Origin of the sequence: Stutzerimonas sp. R40042 (genome assembly GCF_026642215.1) — a bacterium.
Taxonomy (GTDB): domain Bacteria; phylum Pseudomonadota; class Gammaproteobacteria; order Pseudomonadales; family Pseudomonadaceae; genus Stutzerimonas; species Stutzerimonas frequens.
In genome coordinates, this window is sequence record NZ_CP113258.1 from 1,068,932 (window position 1) to 1,088,718 (window position 19,787).

At 59.0% G+C, this 19,787-nt stretch carries 21 protein-coding genes; 13 read left to right on the plus strand and 8 right to left on the minus strand.

The genetic code is table 11. The features are described 5' to 3' along the window. Positions 1–87: 87 nt before the first annotated feature. The 5 genes from OUY36_RS04985 to hisC all read left to right on the plus strand — a co-directional run bounded on the left by OUY36_RS04985 (position 88) and on the right by hisC (position 5,084). Positions 88–327 carry a BolA family protein gene (locus tag OUY36_RS04985; RefSeq protein ID WP_013981933.1) on the plus strand — a complete coding sequence of 80 codons (240 nt, stop codon included), beginning with the start codon at positions 88–90 and terminating at the stop codon, positions 325–327. Between the two features lie 103 nt (positions 328–430). Further along, entirely contained in the window at positions 431–1,696 is a 1,266-nt protein-coding gene (gene murA, locus OUY36_RS04990) for a UDP-N-acetylglucosamine 1-carboxyvinyltransferase (RefSeq protein WP_063544432.1), read from the plus strand. An 81-nt stretch (positions 1,697–1,777) separates the two neighbouring features. After that, positions 1,778–2,410, plus strand: coding sequence for an ATP phosphoribosyltransferase (gene hisG / locus OUY36_RS04995; protein WP_230725246.1), 633 nt, complete (start codon positions 1,778–1,780; stop codon positions 2,408–2,410). Positions 2,411–2,579: 169 nt separating this feature from the next. Next, positions 2,580–3,890 (plus strand): histidinol dehydrogenase, encoded by a 1,311-nt coding sequence (gene hisD, locus OUY36_RS05000; protein ID WP_267937000.1) that lies wholly within the window; start codon positions 2,580–2,582, stop codon positions 3,888–3,890. Between the two features lie 147 nt (positions 3,891–4,037). Then, the gene (gene hisC, locus OUY36_RS05005; protein WP_267937001.1) at positions 4,038–5,084 is read left to right on the plus strand and encodes a histidinol-phosphate transaminase; all 1,047 of its coding nucleotides are present in this window, start codon (positions 4,038–4,040) and stop codon (positions 5,082–5,084) included. A gap of 58 nt (positions 5,085–5,142) precedes the next feature. On the opposite strand, the gene algW is transcribed toward hisC, so the two are convergent. Beyond that, entirely contained in the window at positions 5,143–6,300 is a 1,158-nt protein-coding gene (algW, locus tag OUY36_RS05010; protein WP_063544441.1) for a Do family serine endopeptidase AlgW, read from the minus strand. 155 nt (positions 6,301–6,455) lie between these two features. Between algW and OUY36_RS05015 the strand changes: the two genes are divergently transcribed. The 3 genes from OUY36_RS05015 (at position 6,456) to cysN (ending at position 10,235) form a co-directional block, all read left to right on the plus strand. Further along, complete coding sequence (locus OUY36_RS05015) at positions 6,456–7,214, plus strand: Nif3-like dinuclear metal center hexameric protein (RefSeq protein WP_267937002.1); 759 nt, start codon at positions 6,456–6,458, stop codon at positions 7,212–7,214. 192 nt (positions 7,215–7,406) lie between these two features. Continuing rightward, entirely contained in the window at positions 7,407–8,324 is a 918-nt protein-coding gene (gene cysD / locus OUY36_RS05020) for a sulfate adenylyltransferase subunit CysD (protein WP_110777989.1), read from the plus strand. Positions 8,325–8,336: 12 nt separating this feature from the next. Then, the gene (gene cysN / locus OUY36_RS05025; protein WP_267937004.1) at positions 8,337–10,235 is read left to right on the plus strand and encodes a sulfate adenylyltransferase subunit CysN; all 1,899 of its coding nucleotides are present in this window, start codon (positions 8,337–8,339) and stop codon (positions 10,233–10,235) included. 79 nt (positions 10,236–10,314) lie between these two features. Here the strand turns inward: cysN and OUY36_RS05030 are convergent, their stop codons facing one another. The 6 genes from OUY36_RS05030 to OUY36_RS21985 all read right to left on the minus strand — a co-directional run bounded on the left by OUY36_RS05030 (position 10,315) and on the right by OUY36_RS21985 (position 13,946). Next, positions 10,315–11,211 (minus strand): ABC transporter ATP-binding protein, encoded by an 897-nt coding sequence (locus OUY36_RS05030; RefSeq protein ID WP_267937005.1) that lies wholly within the window; start codon positions 11,209–11,211, stop codon positions 10,315–10,317. Then, positions 11,208–12,044 (minus strand): hypothetical protein, encoded by an 837-nt coding sequence (locus tag OUY36_RS05035; RefSeq protein WP_267937006.1) that lies wholly within the window; start codon positions 12,042–12,044, stop codon positions 11,208–11,210. Before OUY36_RS05035 ends, OUY36_RS05030 begins: the two co-directional genes overlap by 4 nt. 1 nt (position 12,045) lies before the next feature. Further along, a complete protein-coding gene (locus OUY36_RS05040) occupies positions 12,046–12,855 on the minus strand; it encodes an ABC transporter permease subunit (protein ID WP_267937007.1) in 810 nt (269 codons plus the stop codon). Positions 12,856–13,029: 174 nt separating this feature from the next. Next, a complete protein-coding gene (locus tag OUY36_RS22025) occupies positions 13,030–13,218 on the minus strand; it encodes a type IV pilin protein (protein WP_442807035.1) in 189 nt (62 codons plus the stop codon). Positions 13,219–13,275: 57 nt separating this feature from the next. Continuing rightward, a complete protein-coding gene (locus tag OUY36_RS05045; protein WP_267937008.1) occupies positions 13,276–13,731 on the minus strand; it encodes a hypothetical protein in 456 nt (151 codons plus the stop codon). Positions 13,732–13,760: 29 nt separating this feature from the next. Then, complete coding sequence (locus OUY36_RS21985; protein WP_272890827.1) at positions 13,761–13,946, minus strand: type IV pilin protein; 186 nt, start codon at positions 13,944–13,946, stop codon at positions 13,761–13,763. Between the two features lie 367 nt (positions 13,947–14,313). Between OUY36_RS21985 and pilB the strand changes: the two genes are divergently transcribed. The 5 genes from pilB to yacG all read left to right on the plus strand — a co-directional run bounded on the left by pilB (position 14,314) and on the right by yacG (position 19,045). Further along, entirely contained in the window at positions 14,314–16,017 is a 1,704-nt protein-coding gene (pilB, locus tag OUY36_RS05055) for a type IV-A pilus assembly ATPase PilB (protein ID WP_267937009.1), read from the plus strand. 2 nt (positions 16,018–16,019) lie between these two features. Further along, positions 16,020–17,240: a type II secretion system F family protein gene (locus OUY36_RS05060; RefSeq protein WP_063544459.1), complete on the plus strand. Its 1,221-nt coding sequence runs from the start codon at positions 16,020–16,022 to the stop codon at positions 17,238–17,240. Positions 17,241–17,243: 3 nt separating this feature from the next. Next, positions 17,244–18,110 (plus strand): prepilin peptidase, encoded by an 867-nt coding sequence (locus OUY36_RS05065; RefSeq protein ID WP_267937010.1) that lies wholly within the window; start codon positions 17,244–17,246, stop codon positions 18,108–18,110. Between the two features lie 132 nt (positions 18,111–18,242). Further along, positions 18,243–18,851 carry a dephospho-CoA kinase gene (gene coaE, locus OUY36_RS05070; protein ID WP_267937011.1) on the plus strand — a complete coding sequence of 203 codons (609 nt, stop codon included), beginning with the start codon at positions 18,243–18,245 and terminating at the stop codon, positions 18,849–18,851. Continuing rightward, a complete protein-coding gene (gene yacG / locus OUY36_RS05075) occupies positions 18,848–19,045 on the plus strand; it encodes a DNA gyrase inhibitor YacG (protein ID WP_102840588.1) in 198 nt (65 codons plus the stop codon). The genes coaE and yacG overlap by 4 nt, the downstream gene beginning before the upstream one ends. Positions 19,046–19,069: 24 nt before the next feature. On the opposite strand, the gene OUY36_RS05080 is transcribed toward yacG, so the two are convergent. Further along, a complete protein-coding gene (locus OUY36_RS05080) occupies positions 19,070–19,750 on the minus strand; it encodes an energy-coupling factor ABC transporter permease (protein ID WP_102840589.1) in 681 nt (226 codons plus the stop codon). Between the last annotated feature and the right edge of the window lie 37 nt (positions 19,751–19,787).

The following is a 19,787-nucleotide window of genomic DNA, read 5'->3' on the forward strand; positions in this document are numbered from 1 at the left end:
TGCGCGCGAGGTTCGGGGTTCGCAGCCTTCGGGCTTTTTTGTATGATGGCCGGCCCGTGCGCGTCCTGCGCCCGATCGAGGTAGAACATGCAGGCCCTAGAAGTGAAGAATTTCCTGGAAGCGAAGATTCCGGGAACCCAGGTGGAAGTGGAAGGCGAAGGCTGCAACTTCCAGCTCAACGTGATCAGTGATGAACTGGCCGCCCTGAGCCCGGTGAAGCGTCAGCAGCAGATCTACGCTCATCTCAATCCATGGATCGCCGACGGCAGCATCCACGCCGTCACCATGAAGTTCTTCAGTCGCACAGACTGGGCCGCGCGCGCCTGATCGGCTCAGGCCCGCGCAACCAATCATTCCAGGCAGAGCGCGTCTCGATGACCGCGCCGCCCCCTTCGACAGTGCTTCGAGCCTGCGGCTTACGGGTATATCCATGGACAAACTGATCATTACCGGCGGCATTCGCCTCGATGGCGAGATTCGCATTTCCGGTGCGAAGAACTCCGCACTGCCGATCCTGGCCGCCACCTTGCTGGCCGACACCCCAGTTACCGTCTGCAACCTGCCGCACCTGCACGACATCACCACGATGATCGAGCTGTTCGGCCGCATGGGCGTGCAGCCTGTTATCGACGAGAAGCTCAGTGTCGAAGTCGACGCCAGCAGCATCAAGACCCTGGTCGCGCCGTACGAGCTGGTGAAGACCATGCGCGCCTCGATCCTCGTGCTCGGCCCCATGGTCGCGCGTTTCGGCGAGGCCGAGGTGGCGCTGCCCGGTGGTTGTGCCATCGGTTCGCGGCCAGTCGACCTGCACATCCGCGGTCTCGAGGCCATGGGCGCACAGATCGACGTCGAAGGTGGCTACATCAAGGCCAAGGCGCCGGCCGGTGGCCTGCGCGGCGCACACTTCTTCTTCGATACGGTCAGCGTGACCGGTACCGAGAACATCATGATGGCCGCTGCGCTGGCCAACGGTCGCAGCGTGCTGGAAAACGCCGCGCGTGAGCCGGAGGTGGTCGATTTGGCCAACTTCCTCAATGCCATGGGCGCCAAGGTCTCCGGTGCCGGCACCGACACCATCACCATCGACGGCGTCAAGCGCCTCGGTGGTGGTCGTTACAGCGTGATGCCCGACCGTATCGAGACCGGCACCTATCTGGTCGCCGCTGCAGCCACTGGCGGTCGCGTGCGCCTGAAGGATACCGACGCGACGCTGCTCGAAGCCGTGCTGCACAAGCTGGTCGAGGCGGGCGCGCACATCGATACCGGCAGCGACTGGATCGAACTGGACATGAAGGGCAAGCGGCCGAAGGCGGTCAACGTGCGCACTGCGCCGTACCCGGCGTTCCCCACCGACATGCAGGCGCAGTTCATTGCGCTCAATGCCATCGCCGAGGGCACCGGTACGGTCATCGAAACGGTCTTCGAGAACCGCTTCATGCACGTCTACGAGATGAATCGCATGGGTGCGCAAATTCTCGTCGAGGGCAACACCGCCATCGTCACCGGCGTCGATCATCTCAAGGGTGCTCCGGTCATGGCGACCGACCTGCGCGCTTCGGCGAGCCTGGTGATCGCCGGTCTGGTGGCCGAAGGCGATACGCTGATCGATCGCATCTACCACATCGACCGTGGCTACGAGTGCATCGAGGAGAAGCTGCAGTTGCTCGGGGCGAAGATTCGCCGCGTTCCCGGCTGATAGCGATCTGCTACGCGAGATCGCAGTTGGTCACATGGTCGCCGCTCAAGGTTGGCCGTTGCCGTTCAAGGAAAACGCTCCATGCTCACCATCGCCCTGTCCAAAGGCCGCATTCTCGATGACACGCTGCCACTGCTCGCTGTCGCGGGCATCGAGCCTACCGAGAATCCGGACAAGAGCCGCAAGCTGATCATCCCGACCACCCAGGATGATGTGCGTCTGCTCATCGTCCGTGCCACCGACGTGCCGACTTATGTCGAGCATGGTGCGGCCGACCTTGGCGTCGCCGGCAAGGACGTGCTGATGGAGTACGGTGGCCAGGGGCTGTACGAGCCGCTCGACCTGAAGATCGCCAACTGCAAGTTGATGACCGCCGGCAAGGTCGGCGCGCCGGAGCCGAAGGGGCGTCTGCGTGTGGCGACCAAGTTCGTCAACGTGGCCAAGCGCTATTACGCCGAGCAGGGTCGTCAGGTCGACATCATCAAGCTGTACGGCTCCATGGAGCTCGCGCCACTGGTGGGGCTGGCCGACAAGATCATCGACGTGGTCGACACCGGCAACACGCTACGTGCCAACGGCCTGGAGCCCCAGGAGCTGATCGCCACCATCAGCTCGCGCCTGGTGGTGAACAAGGCTTCGATGAAGATGCAGCACGCGCGCATCCAGGCGCTGATCGATACGCTGCACGCGGCCGTTGAGCAACATCAGCATTGATATCTCGCGCGGCTGCGGCCGCGCCTGCCTATTCGTGCCATAGCTGAAATTCTCAGGTGCCCGCACGGTGGGCTTGATATTCTAGCGGCGCCTGAGAGCCCGGCCTGCGCTTCGTGCGGTTGCAACGAAGCCGGCTGCTTCCGATGCCTAGCCAACCAAGAGGCCCGCTATGACCGCTCCCTCCGCCATTCGCCGACTCAACGCTGCCGATGCCGACTTCGCTCGTCATCTGGACCATCTGCTGAGCTGGGAAAGCGTCTCCGACGACGGCGTTAACGCGCGGGTGCTGGAGATCATCAAGGCCGTGCGCGAGCGCGGCGATGCAGCGGTCGTCGAGCTGACCCAGCGTTTCGACGCGCTGGAAGTCGCCTCCATGGCCGATCTGATCCTGCCGCGCGCGCGTCTGGAACAGGCGCTCGAGCGCATCACCCCGGAGCAGCGCGAGGCGCTGGAAATCGCTGCCGAGCGCGTACGCAACTATCACGAGCGGCAGAAACAGGACTCCTGGACCTACACCGAGGCCGACGGCACGGTGCTCGGTCAGAAGGTCACGCCGCTGGATCGCGCCGGCCTCTACGTGCCGGGCGGCAAGGCTTCCTATCCGTCTTCAGTGCTGATGAACGCCATTCCGGCCAAGGTCGCCGGCGTGCCGGAAGTGGTCATGGTGGTGCCGACGCCGCGTGGCGAGGTCAACGAGCTGGTGCTGGCTGCGGCCTGCATTGCCGGTGTCGACCGGGTCTTCACCATCGGCGGGGCGCAAGCCGTCGCGGCGTTGGCCTACGGCACCGAGAGCGTGCCGCCGGTGGACAAGATCGTTGGGCCGGGCAACATCTACGTCGCTACCGCTAAGCGCCACGTGTTCGGCAAGGTCGGCATCGACATGATTGCCGGGCCGTCGGAAATCCTCGTGGTCTGTGATGGCCAGACCGATCCGGACTGGATCGCCATGGACCTGTTCTCCCAGGCCGAGCACGATGAGGATGCGCAATCGATCCTGGTCAGCCCGGATGCCGCGTTCCTCGATCGCGTCGCCGAGAGCATCGCCCGCCTGCTGCCGACGCTGGAGCGTGCCGACATCGCCCGCACCTCCATCGAAGGTCGCGGCGCGCTGATCCAGGTGGCCGACATGCAGCAGGCCATCGAGGTGGCCAACCGCATCGCCCCTGAACATCTGGAGCTTTCGGTCGCCGAACCGGAGCAGTGGCTGCCGCAGATTCGCCATGCCGGCGCGATCTTCATGGGGCGCTACACCGCCGAGGCGCTGGGCGACTATTGCGCCGGCCCCAACCACGTGCTGCCGACTTCCGGGACTGCGCGTTTCTCTTCGCCGCTGGGTGTGTATGACTTCCAGAAGCGCTCGTCGATCATCAATTGCTCGGCCGAGGGGGCCTCGACCTTGGGCAAGGTGGCGTCGGTCCTGGCGCGCGGCGAATCGCTGACTGCGCATGCGCGCAGCGCCGAGTACCGGATCAAAGGCTAGCGGCAAGCTTCAAGCTGCAAGCGACAAGTCAGATCGTAGGGTGGACAACGCTTTGCTTGCCCACCGCTGGCCAGCATGGCAGGTGGGAAACGCTTCGCGGTTTTCCACCCTACGGCAAACCGACCACATTCGAGGAGAGAAGGGCGGATGAGCAAGTTCTGGAGCCCCTTCGTCAAGGACCTGGTGCCCTATGTGCCAGGCGAGCAACCCAAGCTGAACAAGCTGGTCAAGCTCAACACCAACGAGAACCCCTACGGCCCGTCGCCGCGGGCGATCGCTGCGATGCGGGCGGAGATCAACGATGGCCTGCGCCTGTATCCGGACCCCAATGGTGAGCGCCTCAAGCAGGCCGTAGCCGACTACTACAATGTGCAGCCAACCCAGGTGTTCGTCGGTAATGGTTCCGACGAAGTGCTGGCGCACGCGTTTCATGGACTGTTCCAGCATGGCCGCCCGTTGCTGTTTCCTGATATCAGCTACAGCTTCTATCCGGTCTACTGCGGGCTGTACGGCATCGCCTACGAAACCATTGCATTGAACCAGCAGTTCCAGATCGACGTCGCCGATTACCAGCGACCGAACGGCGGCATCATCTTTCCCAACCCGAACGCGCCGACCGGCTGCCTGTTGCCGCTCGACGCGATCGAGCGGCTGTTGCAGGCCAATACCGAGTCCGTCGTGTTGGTCGACGAGGCCTATGTCGATTTCGGTGGCGAGTCGGCGATTGCCCTGGTCGATCGTTACCCGAACCTGCTGGTGACCCAGACGCTCTCCAAGTCGCGCTCGTTGGCCGGGTTGCGGGTTGGTCTGGCGGTCGGCCATCCGGAGCTGATCGAGGCGCTGGAACGCATCAAGAACAGCTTCAACTCTTATCCACTGGATCGCATCGCTATTGCCGGAGCGGCCGCTGCCTTCGAGGATCGCGAATACTTCGAGCGGACCTGCCGGCAGGTTATCGACAGCCGGGAAAAGGTGACCGCGGCGTTGCAGGCGCGCGGCTTCGAGGTTCTGCCTTCGGCGGCGAACTTCATTTTTGCGCGCCACCCGCAACGCGACGCGGCGACCATCGCCGCCGGACTGCGCGAGCAGGGCGTGATCGTGCGTCACTTCAAGCAGCCGCGTATCGAGCAGTTTCTGCGCATTACCATTGGCACGCCCGAGCAGAATCAGGCGTTACTCGAGGCGCTCGGCTAGACGCGCTCGGCTAAGAGTGCAGGCTTAGCGAACCCGGGCGGGTTCGCTGAGTGCGCTGCTACCGGGGGGCGGCGTTCACGGGTGGGCGGACGCCCACTTCTGCGGTGAGGGTCAACGGCTTGCCGTTGCGTAGGATGTCGATGTCGATCTTCTCACCCGGCCTCGCGCGGGCAACCTGATTCATCGAACTGCGACCGTCGGCCGACTGCACACCATCGATGCTGAGAATCAGATCGCCAGGCTGCAGGCCGGCTCGTTCGGCAGGGCCGTCGCGGTAGACGCCGGCTACGACGATGCCCGGGCGGCCCTCCTGGCCGAAAGACTCGGCCAGCTCCTGGGTCAGCGATTGCACCTCCACTCCGAGCCAGCCGCGAATCACCTGGCCGTGCTCAATGATCGATTTCATCACCTCCAGCGCAAGCTTCACCGGGATGGCGAAGCCGATGCCCTGTGAGCCGCCGGACTCGGAAATGATCGCGGTGTTGATGCCGATGAGGTTACCGCCGGCATCGACCAGTGCGCCGCCCGAGTTGCCACGATTGATCGCGGCGTCGGTCTGGATGAAGTCTTCGTAGGTATTGAGGCCCAGCTGGTTGCGTCCGGTGGCGCTGATGATGCCCATGGTCACGGTCTGGCCGACCCCGAATGGGTTGCCGATTGCCAGCGTGACGTCACCGACGCGGATGCGATCGGAGTGGCCAAGGGTTATCGCCGGAAGCTCGGCCAGGTCGATCTTGAGGACCGCGAGGTCGGTTTCCGGATCACTGCCGATCACCCTGGCCAGGGTCTCGCGGCCATCCTTGAGCGCCACGACGATCTGCTCGGCATTGGCTGTAACGTGATTGTTGGTCAGCAGGTAGCCCTCGGGGCTCATGATGACTGCCGAGCCGAGGCTAGACTCCATGCGCCGCTGCCGTGGCAGGTTGTCGTTGAAAAAGCGCTGGAACAGCGGGTCTTTGGCCAAAGGCGGTTGCTGCTCCGTCTTCTCGATGACCTTGGTGGTATAGAGATTGGCAACGGCTGGTGCCGCCGAAGCCACGGCATTGGCATACGAATAGGGTCCCTGCTGGGAGCCGGCGGCTATTAGCGGCGCCTGCTGAAGACCAATATCCGGTTCGGTGATCCCCACCAGCTGCGGGTAGCGCTGGATGATCAGCAGTGCTACGAGTATGCCGACCAGCAGCGGCCAGCCTAGGAAACGCAGGGCATTGAACATCGCGCGGGAATCCGGACAGAGTTGCGGGCGCGGGGAGCGCGCCTTAAGGTGGCGGCATTATACGAAGCTCGAACTGAAATGCAGCTTCGCATTCATGATTTGCAGCAGCGCACTGGTCATTGCCGCGGGCTCGCTGCAGCGAAGGAGAGGTCGATGTGAGTGTTTCGCTTAGCACGCTGGTCCAGGAGGCGGACCGCTATCTGGAGGCCGGAAGGATTGCCGATTACTGTCCCAACGGTCTTCAGGTCGAAGGGCGTCCTCGGGTCGCCCGTATCGTCAGTGGTGTGACGGCCAGCCAGGCACTGCTCGATGCTGCCGTCGAGGCTGATGCCGACCTGGTGCTGGTGCACCACGGCTACTTCTGGAAGAACGAGGATGCGCGCATCGTCGGAATGAAGCAGCGTCGCTTGAAGACATTGCTGGGTCACGACATTTCCTTGCTCGCCTATCATCTGCCACTCGATGTGCACCCCGAGGTCGGCAATAACGTCCAGCTGGGCAGGCTGCTGGGGCTATGCATCGAAGGTGGACTGGAGCCGGAGAATCCGCGTTCGGTCGGGTTGGTCGGGTCGCTGGAGCAGCCGCTGGCGCCGGCCGAGTTTAGGCACCGCATACAGCAAGCGCTCGGGCGCCAGCCGTTGATGGTCGAAGGCCGGGGGCCGATCCGTCGCGTCGCCTGGTGCACCGGTGGTGCCCAGGGTTATATCGACAAGGCCGTCGCCGCCGGCGTGGACGCCTACATTACGGGCGAGATCTCCGAGCCTACCGCGCACATCGCCCGGGAAAACGGTTTGAGCTTCTTCGCGGCGGGGCACCATGCCACCGAGCGGTACGGGGTTCAGGCGCTCGGCGATTACCTGGCGCGGCAGTTCGGAATCGAGCATCGCTTCATCGACTGCCCCAATCCGGCGTGAGCTTATCTGGCTGACGAGGTCTTGTTGGAACTCGTCGAGTCGGCGGCCTGATGCGGCCGCTTCGTACTCCTGCTCGATATAAATCTATAGCTTTTAGATCTAAAAGGCGGCCTGATTAGAATTTAAGGCCGTGTTAGAGTTGCGCCCAATCAACGGCCGGCCGGCCGTCCACCTGCCAAATCGTGAGTAGCCATGGTCGACAAACTGACGCATCTGAAACAGCTGGAGGCGGAAAGCATCCATATCATCCGCGAGGTCGCCGCCGAGTTCGGTAACCCGGTGATGCTCTATTCCATCGGCAAGGATTCGGCCGTGATGCTGCATCTGGCGCGCAAAGCCTTCTTTCCGGGCAAGCTGCCATTTCCGGTGCTGCACGTCGACACACGCTGGAAATTCCAAGAGATGTACGCCTTCCGCTCCCGGATGGTCGAGGAAATGGGCCTTGAATTGATCACCCACATCAACCCCGAGGGTGTGGCGCAGGACATGAATCCCTTCACCTACGGCAGTGCGAAGCACACCGACGTGATGAAAACCGAGGGACTCAAGCAGGCGCTGGATAAGTACGGCTTCGATGCGGCCTTCGGTGGCGCCCGTCGCGACGAAGAGAAGTCCCGGGCCAAGGAGCGCGTCTATTCCTTCCGAGACAGCAAGCACCGCTGGGATCCGAAGAACCAGCGTCCCGAGCTATGGAACCTCTATAACGGCAAGGTCAAGAAAGGCGAGTCGATCCGCGTGTTCCCGCTCTCCAACTGGACCGAGCTGGATATCTGGCAATACATCTACCTGGAGCAGATTCCGATCGTGCCGCTGTATTTCGCGGCCGAGCGGGAAGTGGTGGAGCTTAACGGAACGCTGGTGATGATCGACGATGAGCGCATCCTCGAGCACCTGACACCCGAGCAGAAGGCCGGCATCCACAAGAAGATGGTGCGCTTCCGTACCCTCGGTTGCTATCCGCTGACCGGCGCGGTGGAATCCACCGCCACCACTTTGCCGGAGATCATTCAGGAAATGCTGCTGACCCGGACATCCGAGCGTCAGGGCCGCGTCATCGACCACGATGCCACCGGGTCGATGGAAGAAAAGAAACGCCAGGGTTACTTCTAAGGATCGCGCACCATGTCTCATCAGTCAGATTTGATCGGCCAGGACATCCTCGCGTACCTGGCGCAGCACGAGCGCAAGGAGCTCCTGCGTTTCCTCACCTGCGGCAACGTCGACGACGGCAAGAGCACGTTGATCGGCCGCCTGCTGCATGACTCAAAGATGATCTACGAGGATCATCTGGAGGCCATTACCCGCGATTCGAAGAAGGTCGGTACCACTGGCGAGGACGTCGATCTGGCGCTGCTGGTCGATGGCCTGCAGGCCGAGCGCGAGCAGGGTATCACCATCGATGTGGCCTACCGTTATTTCTCCACGGCAAAGCGCAAGTTCATCATTGCCGATACCCCCGGCCACGAGCAGTACACTCGCAACATGGCCACCGGCGCGTCCACCTGCGACCTGGCGATCATCCTGGTCGATGCCCGCTATGGCGTGCAGACTCAGACCAAGCGCCACAGTTTCATCACCTCGCTGCTGGGCATCAAGCACATCGTCGTTGCCATCAACAAGATGGACCTGATGAACTTCGATCAGGACGTCTTCGAGAAGATCAAGGCCGACTACCTGGCGTTTGCCGAGCGCATCGAGCTCAAGCCATCGTCGCTGCACTTCGTGCCGATGTCCGCGCTCAAGGGCGACAACGTGGTCAATCGCAGCGAGCGCGCACCCTGGTACCAGGGGCAGTCGCTGATGGAGATTCTCGAGAGTGTCGAGATTGCTGGCGACCGTAACTTCGATGATCTGCGTTTCCCTGTGCAGTACGTCAACCGCCCGAACCTGAACTTCCGTGGTTTCGCCGGTACCCTGGCCAGCGGCATCGTGCGCAAGGGTGACGAGATCGCCGTGCTGCCGTCCGGCAAGACCAGTCGAGTGAAATCCATCGTCACTCTCGACGGCGAGCTGGAGCAGGCCACGCCAGGCGAAGCCATTACTCTGACTCTGGAAGACGAGATCGACGTGTCACGCGGTGACATGCTGGTACATGCCGACAGCCGCCCGCGTATCGCCGATGGTTTCGAGGCAATGCTGGTGTGGATGGGCGAAGAGCCAATGCTGCCGGGCAAGAAGTACGACATCAAGCGAGCCACCAGCTATGTGCCGGGCTCGATTGCCAGCATCACTCACACGGTAGATGTGAACACGCTGGAGAAGGGCGCGGCGAGCAGCCTGCAGCTCAACGAGATCGGCAAGGTCAAGGTCAGCCTGGACGCGTCGATCGCTCTGGATGGCTACGAGCAGAACCGCACCACTGGCGCCTTCATCGTCATCGATCGCCTCACCAATGGCACCGTCGGAGCCGGCATGATCATCGCCGACCCGGTTGCCCATGGTTCGGGTGGTCATCATGGCGCCCTGGCCCACGTCTCTACCGACGAGCGTGCCACACGCTTCGGCCAGCAGCCGGCGACCGTGTTGTTCACCGGCCTGTCCGGCGCCGGCAAGAGCACCCTGGCCTATGCTGTGGAGCGCAAGCTGTTCGATATGGGGCGCGCGGTCTATGTACTCGATGGCCAGAACCTGCGCCTCGACCTCAACAAAGGCCTACCGCAGGACCGCGCCGGCCGCACCGAAAACTGGCGCCGCGCCGCCCATGTCGCACGTCAGTTCAACGAAGCGGGGCTGATCACCCTGGCCGCGTTCGTCGCCCCTGACGCCGAAGGTCGCGAACAGGCCAAGGCGTTGATCGGCGATGAACGTCTGATCACCGTCTACGTCCAGGCCTCCCCGCAAGCCTGCCGCCAGCGCGATCCGCAGGGATTGTATGCGGCCGGTGGGGATAATATTCCGGGCGAGTCGTTCCCGTACGATGTGCCGCTGGGTGCTGACTTGGTGGTTGATAGCGAAATGACGTCCCTGGAAGAGGGCATTAGGCAGGTGATGGGTCTGTTGCGCGATCGAGGCGTTATCTAAAGATAGCTTGGTGATGCGGAAGCCCCGCAGATGCGGGGCTTTTCTTTTGTTCGAGAGAAACCTGCTTGCTGCAGAGCGGTTAGTTGGCTTCTTCAAGAATTCGGAAGAATACCGTTTCCAAGGAGACGGCCGGCTGAAGGGCGAGCAAATGTCCGCTGGTGTTATTCAGCTGAGCGATAAGTTCAGGCAGCCTGGATTGCTCAATCTCGCATTCGAACTCCCCAGGGCGCAGAACGGTACAGCCTGCCGTGAGCGGGAGGTCAGCTTGGTATCGGATTGTGAAATGACCAGCCCGCTCCGCCGCGAGCTCTCGAGGGGAGCGGACCGTCAGCAGCTGGCCTTTATTAATGAAGCCGAAGCGATCAGCAATTCGCTCGACGTCGTGCAGTACATGCGAGGTAAAGAAAATCGCGCCGCCCTGCTTTTTGTACTCGTTGAGGATGTCGACCACGTCTTTGCGGCCCACAGGATCGAGTCCTGAGAGCGGCTCGTCGAGAATCAACAGTCGCGGCTCCACGGCCATCGCGTGGGCAAGCGCAGTCCGCTGTACGTTGCCTTTGGAGAGCTGGCGAATCCGTCGCTTCGCGTACTCTGCAATGGAGAATCGCTCGAGCCATTGCATGCACCAGGCATCGGCGTCACTGCGCTTGATGCCGTACATCGACAAGCCCATGCGCAGAATTTCCAGTGGGGTGAACTGATCGTACAGGGCTGGTGCTTCGGGTACGTAAGCCAAGCCCTGACGGGCATCAGCACGATGGGCGTCGATCCCATACAGCCTCACCTGGCCCTGATAGTCGTTGATGATGTCCAGCATTATCTTGATCGTGGTGGATTTGCCTGCGCCATTGGGGCCCACAAAACCGAACACTTCGCCTTCGCACAGGCTGAAGCTCACGTCGCGAACGGCCTGTACCTGTTTGCCTTTAGTCCTGAAGGTATGGCTGACACCCTTAAACTCAACGGCAGCGCTCAAGGCTGTTCCTCCAGTCCGGCAATCTTCAGTTTCTTCAATTCGATGCGACCATTGCGAACTTCATAGCCGAGTCGCAGAGGGTCGGCGGGCAGCTCGGCGATGATGCCCTGGGTGATCAGTTGCTGCAGGTCGACCAGGGGGCTGTGCTCGGCCTCATAGCGCCGCTGAGCGTCACGTAGATAGATTAGGCCCTGCAATCGGATGACACGTTTATCCAGCATGTCGCGCAATTTCGGATCGGTAGCGCTGTCGCGCTGCTGGGCAAGGTAATTCAAGGCCAGGCGCTCGTCGGCAAATTGCTCTGTACGCAGCATAATTGCAAGCTTGCGCATGGCGGCGGCGTTCTGTGTCGAGCGTTGGGCGCCAATCTCCAGCACTCGCGCGGCCTCTTCATTGTCGTGCTGGAAGAAAGAGAGATTGATGCCATAGAAGAAGGCTGGAAATTCGTCCCAGAAGCGGCAATTGAGTGCTGCGCTGAGTATCTGATTGCCTGCTTCTACGGCGCCGCCCCAGGTCAGTAGGCCGTTGGCTAGATAGTAGTTGTCTTCGTGGCACGCATTGAGGCGGGCAACCTCGTTCTGGGCGCGTATCAGATACTCAATATCGGTGCCCCGATCATTGACTCCGGTGGTAGCGAGGCGCATGGTCTCCAAATTTGCCGCCAGAAAACGGTCTCCGCCATACAGCGCAAGCAAAATAGGTGCAGAGATAACAATTCGATCTTTTACAACCGGCGGCACCATTTGTTGTGGAGGCTGGGTACGGCAGAATGCAGCGCCGAAAAACAAGGTAAAGCTTAGTAATGCTAGCAGTGGGGCGCGACGTTGGCTCATGTCAGGAAAAGTGCTTGCGATTGAGTGCCCATGTTGCCAGCGCGAGCAAGCCGATCACGTAGGCCAGTGTAGATATCACTAGCGCGCCCCAGTCTGCTGACAGGAACTGCATCTTGCCGTACAGCGCGATTTCTCTCACATCTAATGCACCGAGATCAGGTAGCAAATAGCCCAGCATAGTAAGGCTCGAGCGATAGCTTTCTGGTTGTTCGACCACGTAGCTGTTGTGCATCAACAGCTCGATGATGGAAGAGAACGAGCGGGCAATCAGCATAAAACCGATGGTGCCGAGTAGAACGAAACTGGGGGTGGAGGCAACAACTGCTATAAAGGTTGCTAATGCCGATAGCAGCAAGATGTCTAGACCAATAAAAGTGATAGTAATTATGTAGGGTGGGCCAAGCGAGATGGGGTTGGTCTGTGCATAGTCTTTTCCAGTAGACCATGTAAGTAGGGCAAGGGCGCCTGCGAGTAGCACTAATAAGCCTAGGCTTAATATTGCAGTTGCTAAAAAGCGGCCAAGTAAAAAGCTGTGTCGTGAGTGTGGATAAGAAAGTGTATTAAGAAAATAGCGTCGATCGAACTCTCGAGATAGTAAGTCTTGGGTTGTTAAGGTTAATACAAGCGGTAATAGTAGGCGAACCATCGAGAGGCCAACATCAAGCGCTACAGTTGCTGGTTGGCGGCCGCTAAATTGAGCAGATAGGGATGTCGCTAAAGCTAATGCAACTAGGGTTCCGCTAGCCAGCCAGAGGAAGTTTGTGCGAAGAGAGAGGCGTAGGCCGGTCGAGATACTAGATAAAATTGACATGGAATATTTTCAACTGCCGCAATAGTGTCCCTATGTTTGATCTGCCTGATCTTGAAGTATCGCGAGAATAATATCGGTCGACTATGAAAGACGGACGGTCACTTAATGCTACCGTTTTGCAGTTGGTGAGCTTAGGGTGGGGGCGAGCAACCAGTCAAAAACTTAATTGTCGGCTCAGCGCGATAGATTGGCAGTCATTATTTGGATTGAGTTCTTGGCGTCGGCTTGAGCTTGCGCATCATTGCTCCTGCTTTTGTAGTCGTAATACTGAGGTGTGGCGATTGCTACGAGTGTTGAGATAATCCCCAGGACTAACAGAATTTCTATTAGTGTGAAGGCTGACTCCTCGCTTCTTTTGGACATAGTCTAGGTTCTACGAAGTGTAAGGCTGGAGGGGGTGCCCTCCAGCCTGGTGACTAATTAGTCATTAAAGTGGCTCAGGCCACCTACTTGCGTATCGCTGCAGGCACCGCCAAGGTCGGTCGCGCTAACGGAGCCGCCGCGGCTGTTTGCTACAAACGCACGATAGTCAGTAATTTCGAATGTCTGTCCGCTGGTGCCGTCGCAACTAGAGTCGTTGTATGTCGGATTGCCAGAGGCATCTTCACCAGTAACGGCGCAAGATACGTTTGTTGGCTTACGACTACCTGATTTATGACAGGTCGCCACTTTAATTGCGCTGCTTACCTCGGTGCAAGAATAAGCGCCGTAGACATCTTTGGAGAGGTTCAGACTTACGTTATCACCCAAAAGCACGCAGTCGCCAGTGTCTCCGCCGGTAATGGGTTGACCAGATTCAATGGCGGTGCCTGCGGCCATAACGCTAGTTGCGCTCATGCTAAGGGCCAGAATCAGTGCAGAAATTTTGATATTCATGAATTTTATCCTCTTGATTCAGTCTGCGTTTAGCGTTGAGCAGCGGTCATTACGCTGATGCTGTTTTTAGCATCAGCCTGAGCGGTGGAGTCGTTGGCCTTGGCGCGATATTCATTGAACTGCGGAATGGCGATCGCGGCCAGAATACCGATGATTGCAACTACGATCATCAATTCAATGAGAGTGAAACCTTTTTGCTTCTTGATAGACTTCATGGAAAAGCTCCTTTGTTGGTGAGGTCGTTGGACCTGATGTGGTAGCAGCACCATCCGTGCCAGATGTGGGGCAAGTTTCTGCATTGCGTCTGGGGTGTGTACTCGTTCACCTTTAGCTGGGGTGCTCGAAGAGGGTCATTGACAGTGCAATCCTTACAGGCTGGGGCGTGCAGCGTTTGGTGGGGTTTTTATAAGCGCTTTGCTTTCCCGTGCCTACCTGTCATACGGGTGGCCTGGTGCGTGCTGAGGGGTTGGTGCTCTTTTCGTCTTCATGTGACAAAAAATGCCACCGTATTTGTGTTGGTTTGGCTTGGCGAGGAAACTGCGTTATAAGGCGGCGGTCTTCCGTTTCGACAGAACTCCTCCAATGAACGAAAACGCGCCCCTTGGCGGCTTGGCCCGGCAGCTGGTTCTCTTAGGCCAGCTCGACGAAAAAATCGCACAGCAGGCCCAGCAGCAAGCCTTGCGTAACCAAGTGCCTTTGGTGACTTGGTTGGTGCAGAACAAGCTGGTCAAAAGTCGGGTGCTTGTCGATATCGCCGGTGAGCAGTTTGGTGTTCCGTTCTTTGATTTAGGGACGCTGGACAAAGAAACCCAGCCGAAGGAACTGGTCAGCGAGAAGCTGGTGCGCCAGCACCGAGCTCTGCCGTTGCAGCGACGAGGCAACAAGCTTTATGTGGCGGTGTCCGATCCAACCAACCATCAGGCGATCAGTGATATTCAGTTCAATACGGGGCTTTCCGTTGAGGCTGTGCTGGTTGAGGACGACAAGCTCGGTGAGGCCATCGAAAAGTTCTTCGAGTCGGCGACCTCGTCCCTTGAAGGGTTGAACGATTCCGAGTTGGATGGCTTGGATATCGAAGTGGCCGGCGACGCCAAGGAGGACGATGCGGCGCATAACGAAGCGGATGATGCGCCAGTGGTACGGTTTGTTAACAAGATGCTGCTCGATGCGATTAAGGGTGGTTCGTCCGATTTGCACTTCGAGCCTTATGAAAAGAGCTATCGGGTGCGCTTTCGTACGGACGGCATGTTGCACGAGGTTGCTCGCCCGCCGGTCCAGTTGGTCAGCCGTATCTCAGCGCGTCTGAAAGTAATGGCCAGTCTGGATATCGCCGAGCGGCGCAAGCCGCAGGACGGACGGATCAAGATGAAGGTCTCGAGCACCAAGTCGATCGATTTTCGCGTGAATACGCTACCCACTCTGTGGGGCGAGAAGATCGTTATGCGCATCTTGGATTCTTCCAGTGCCAAGATGGGTATTGATGCGTTGGGGTATGAGGATGACCAGAAGGAGCTCTATCTAAGCGCGCTGAAGCAGCCGCAAGGGATGATTCTGGTTACCGGCCCGACAGGCTCGGGCAAGACTGTCTCGCTTTATACCGGCCTGAATATTCTCAACACGGTAGATGTGAATATCTCCACTGCCGAGGATCCGGTAGAGATCAATTTGGAAGGTATCAATCAGGTCAACGTAAATCCGAAGCAGGGCATGGACTTTGCCCAGGCGCTTCGAGCGTTCCTGCGCCAGGATCCGGACATCATCATGGTCGGTGAGATTCGAGATCTCGAAACCGCCGAGATTGCCATCAAGGCAGCGCAGACCGGGCACATGGTGATGTCGACTCTGCATACCAATAGTGCTGCGGAAACGCTTACGCGCTTGCGCAACATGGGGGTGCCGGCATTCAACATTGCCACATCGGTCAACCTGATCATTGCTCAACGGCTGGCTCGTAAGCTGTGCCCCAGCTGCAAGCAAGAAGTCGATGTGCCGCGAGATGTTCTGCTCAGCGAAGGTTTTCCTGAAGCGCGAATCGGTTCCTTCAAGCTTTACGGGCCGGTGGGGTGCGATAGCTGCAAGGGAGGCTACAAGGGGCGTGTCGGTATTTATGAAGTGGTTAAAATCACGCCGGCCCTGCAGCGGCTTATCATGGAAGAAGGCAATTCCATCGATATCGCCTTGCAGGCGCGTAGAGATGGGTTCAATGACCTGCGCACTTCGGGTCTGGTCAAGGCCATGAACGGCGTCACCAGCCTGGAAGAAGTCAACCGCGTGACCAAGGATTAACCATGGCGGAAAAAGCGTTGAAAACCAGTGTGTTCACCTGGGAAGGCACCGACAGAAAAGGTGGCAAGGTCAAGGGGGAGCTGGCAGGCCAGAGCCCGGCACTGATCAAGGCGCAGCTCCGCAAGCAGGGTATCAATCCGCTGAAGGTTCGCAAGAAGGCTGTTTCCTTGTTCGGGGCGGGCAAGAAAATCAAGCCGATGGACATCGCACTGTTCACTCGGCAAATGGCCACCATGATGAAGGCGGGCGTGCCGCTGCTGCAATCGTTCGACATCATCGGCGAGGGCTTCGATAACCCAAACATGCGCAAGCTGGTCGATGAGATCAAGCAAGAAGTGGCGGCAGGCAATAGCTTTGCTGGCTCGCTGCGTAAGAAGCCGCAATATTTCGATGACCTGTATTGCAATTTGGTCGAGTCTGGAGAGCAGTCCGGTGCGCTCGAAACGCTGCTGGACCGTGTTGCAACCTACAAGGAAAAAACCGAGGCGCTGAAGGCCAAGATCAAGAAGGCCATGACCTATCCGATTGCGGTTATCGTGGTGGCGATCATCGTATCTGCGATTCTCTTGATTAAGGTAGTTCCGCAGTTCGAGAGCGTATTCCAAGGCTTCGGTGCGGAACTTCCAGCGTTTACCATGATGGTGGTGCAGTTGTCACGTTGGCTGCAGGAGTGGTGGTACATCGTATTCTTTGCGTTGTTCATTGCCGCCTTTTTGTTCAAGCATGCATATAAACGGTCGGAAAAGTTTCGTGACTCTCTTGATCGCCTTTTGCTCAAGCTGCCGATCGTTGGTGACATTCTCTACAAGTCTGTAGTTGCGCGATATGCTCGCACATTGTCCACGACATTCGCGGCTGGTGTGCCCTTGGTTGATGCGTTGGACTCGGTGGCAGGTGCCACGGGCAACGTCGTGTTCCGCAATGCAGTAGCGAAAATCCGTACGGACGTATCGTCTGGTGTGCAGCTCAATTTCTCCATGCGCACGACCGGCATTTTTCCCACCATGGCTATTCAAATGACCGCTATCGGCGAAGAGTCCGGTGCGTTGGACGAGATGCTCGACAAACTGGCCAGTTTCTATGAGGCGGAGGTCGACAACATGGTGGATAACCTTACTACCCTGATGGAACCGCTGATCATGGCCGTGCTCGGGGTTCTGGTCGGTGGCTTGATCATCGCGATGTATCTGCCGATCTTCCAGTTGGGTAGTGTGGTCGGATAAGTAATGATCTACGAACTTATGGCCAGCCATGTGCTGGCCTTTGTTTTGTCTGCAGCAGTGCTCGGTCTGCTGGTTGGCAGTTTCCTAAACGTCCTCATCTACCGGTTGCCGGTGATGATGCAGCGCGAATGGCGGGTGCAGGCGAGAGAATTTCTTGAGCTGCCATGCGAACCGGTCGGTGAACGATTCAACCTGTTGCTACCGAATTCACGCTGTCCGCATTGCGCTCATCGAATCCGCGCATGGGAAAACGTTCCGCTGATCAGTTGGCTGTTGTTGCGTGGCAAGTGTTCATCCTGCCAGGCGCCGATCAGTTGTCGTTACCCGTTCGTGGAGCTGGCATGCGGTGTGCTCTCCGGGTATGTGGCATGGCATTTCGGCTTTTCCTGGCAGGCCGCCATGATGCTTTTGCTGACCTGGGGTCTGTTGGCGATGAGCATGATCGATGTCGATCATCAGTTGTTGCCTGACTCGCTCGTACTGCCCTTGTTGTGGTTGGGGTTGATCGTTAACCACTTCGGCTTGTTCACTTCGCTGGAAAGTGCGCTGTGGGGGGCGGTGACGGGTTATCTGAGTCTTTGGTCGGTGTACTGGCTTTTCAAGCTCGCCACCGGCAAAGAGGGCATGGGCTACGGCGATTTCAAGCTGTTGGCGATGCTTGGGGCCTGGGGTGGCTGGCAGGTATTGCCGCTTACCATCCTGTTGTCGTCAGTGGTCGGAGCGGTGCTGGGTTCCATTCTTTTGAAGGTTCAGCGTGCAGAAAGCGGCACGCCCATTCCCTTTGGCCCTTATCTGGCGATCGCTGGGTGGATCGCGCTTCTCTGGGGTGACAGGATCACCGAGAGCTATCTGCAATTCGCCCGCTTCTGATTTGACGCCGCGGTTTGCGGGTGGCGGGATCGCCCGCCGCTTGCCGCAGCATGCACATCTGTTCAAGGCTTGCACTTCAGCCATCGAGTGGTTACTACTGCGCGTCCTGTTCTCGCTCGGGTATAACTGACGATGAAGCCTTGGATTCTCGGATTGACTGGTGGTATCGGCAGCGGCAAGAGCGCAGTGGCCGAGCAGTTTGCCAGTTTCGGTGTGCATACGGTCGATGCCGATCAGGCCGCGCGCTGGGTCGTTGAGCCTGGGCGTACGGCTTTGTTGCAGATCGCCCAGCATTTCGGCGACGGCGTTCTGTTACCTACCGGTGAATTGAATCGCGCCGCGTTGCGTGAGCGGATATTTGCCGATCCGGCAGAGCGGCAGTGGCTTGAGCGGCTTCTGCACCCGTTGATACGCAGCGAGATAGCCGACCACCTCGCTCGGGCAGATTCACCCTATGCCATCATGGTTTCGCCTCTGCTGATTGAGTCAGGGCAGTACCGTACCGTCGATCGCGTATTGGTTGTGGATGTGCCAGAGATACTGCAGATCGTACGTACCGTCGCGCGTGATCAGGTAAGCGAAGAGCAGGTGCGCGCCATCCTGAAAGTACAGGCTGCGCGTGAGGAGCGTTTGCGGCACGCTGATGATGTGCTGGTGAATGATCGTGATCTTAGCTGGCTCCGCTCCGAGGTTGAGCGCCTGCATCATTTTTATCTGCAGTTGAGAGGAGGTCGGGAATGACTGCGACCGTGGTTGAGTGTCCTACCTGCAAGGCGCCGGTGGAGTGGGGTGAGCAGAGTCCCTATAGGCCCTTCTGCTCCGAGCGTTGCAAGCTAATCGATCTGGGGGCTTGGGCTTCGGAGGAGCATGCCATTGCGGGTAATGAACTGGAAGATGAGCTGTTCTCGGGCGATCTGCCCGGGCGCCAGCATTGACCTTGCTGCAGGGCGTACTCCTCGTTACTTCTCATCCTTCCAGGGCGCCTGCAGGTAGCGGCTCTGGTTGAAACTTTCCAGCCAGTCGGGATAGAAGACGACAAGTGCAGTCACGGCGGTGCCGTTGATAAAGGCCTCGGGGAACATCACCAGCCAGATGTAGCCGGCAAAGTCTTCCAGCCAGGGCGGCATCGGGAAGCGCCCGTCGAGCAGAAGGATGCCCAGCGAGGCCAGAATGCATGCGAGCGCCGCTAGCGCGGCCGGAAAGAACCCTGCGAAGAAGATGTAAACGAAAAGATTGCGCGGCTGCGCCCGCTCGACCAGCCGTGCGCATATCACGGTCACCGCTACCGGGATCAGCACCAGCAGCACGCCGTTGATTCCTAGCGCGGCAAGGTGCTGGTGTCCGGTAAGCGCAAGGCCAAGCTGTGCGGCCAAGGCGGCGATGATTGCCAGTGGCCAATCCAGCAGCAGAGTTACGGCGGTCAGGCCAATGAAATGAAATGAAAGCCCGGAATCGAAATCGCGCCGAACCAACCAGAGGAGAAATATGGCGAGCATTGCGCCGAACAGCAGGTGCTGCCGGCGTGTGTCACTAAACAGTTCGACCCAAGGTGCGCGCCATGCAGCCCAGAGGAGGGCGCATGCATAGATCAGCCAGCCGGTGAGCAGGCTTGATGGGGCGAGCAGGTGGGCGGCAATCATCCAGGTGATCCTTTGCTTCGTATCGAGTCCGCTGCTG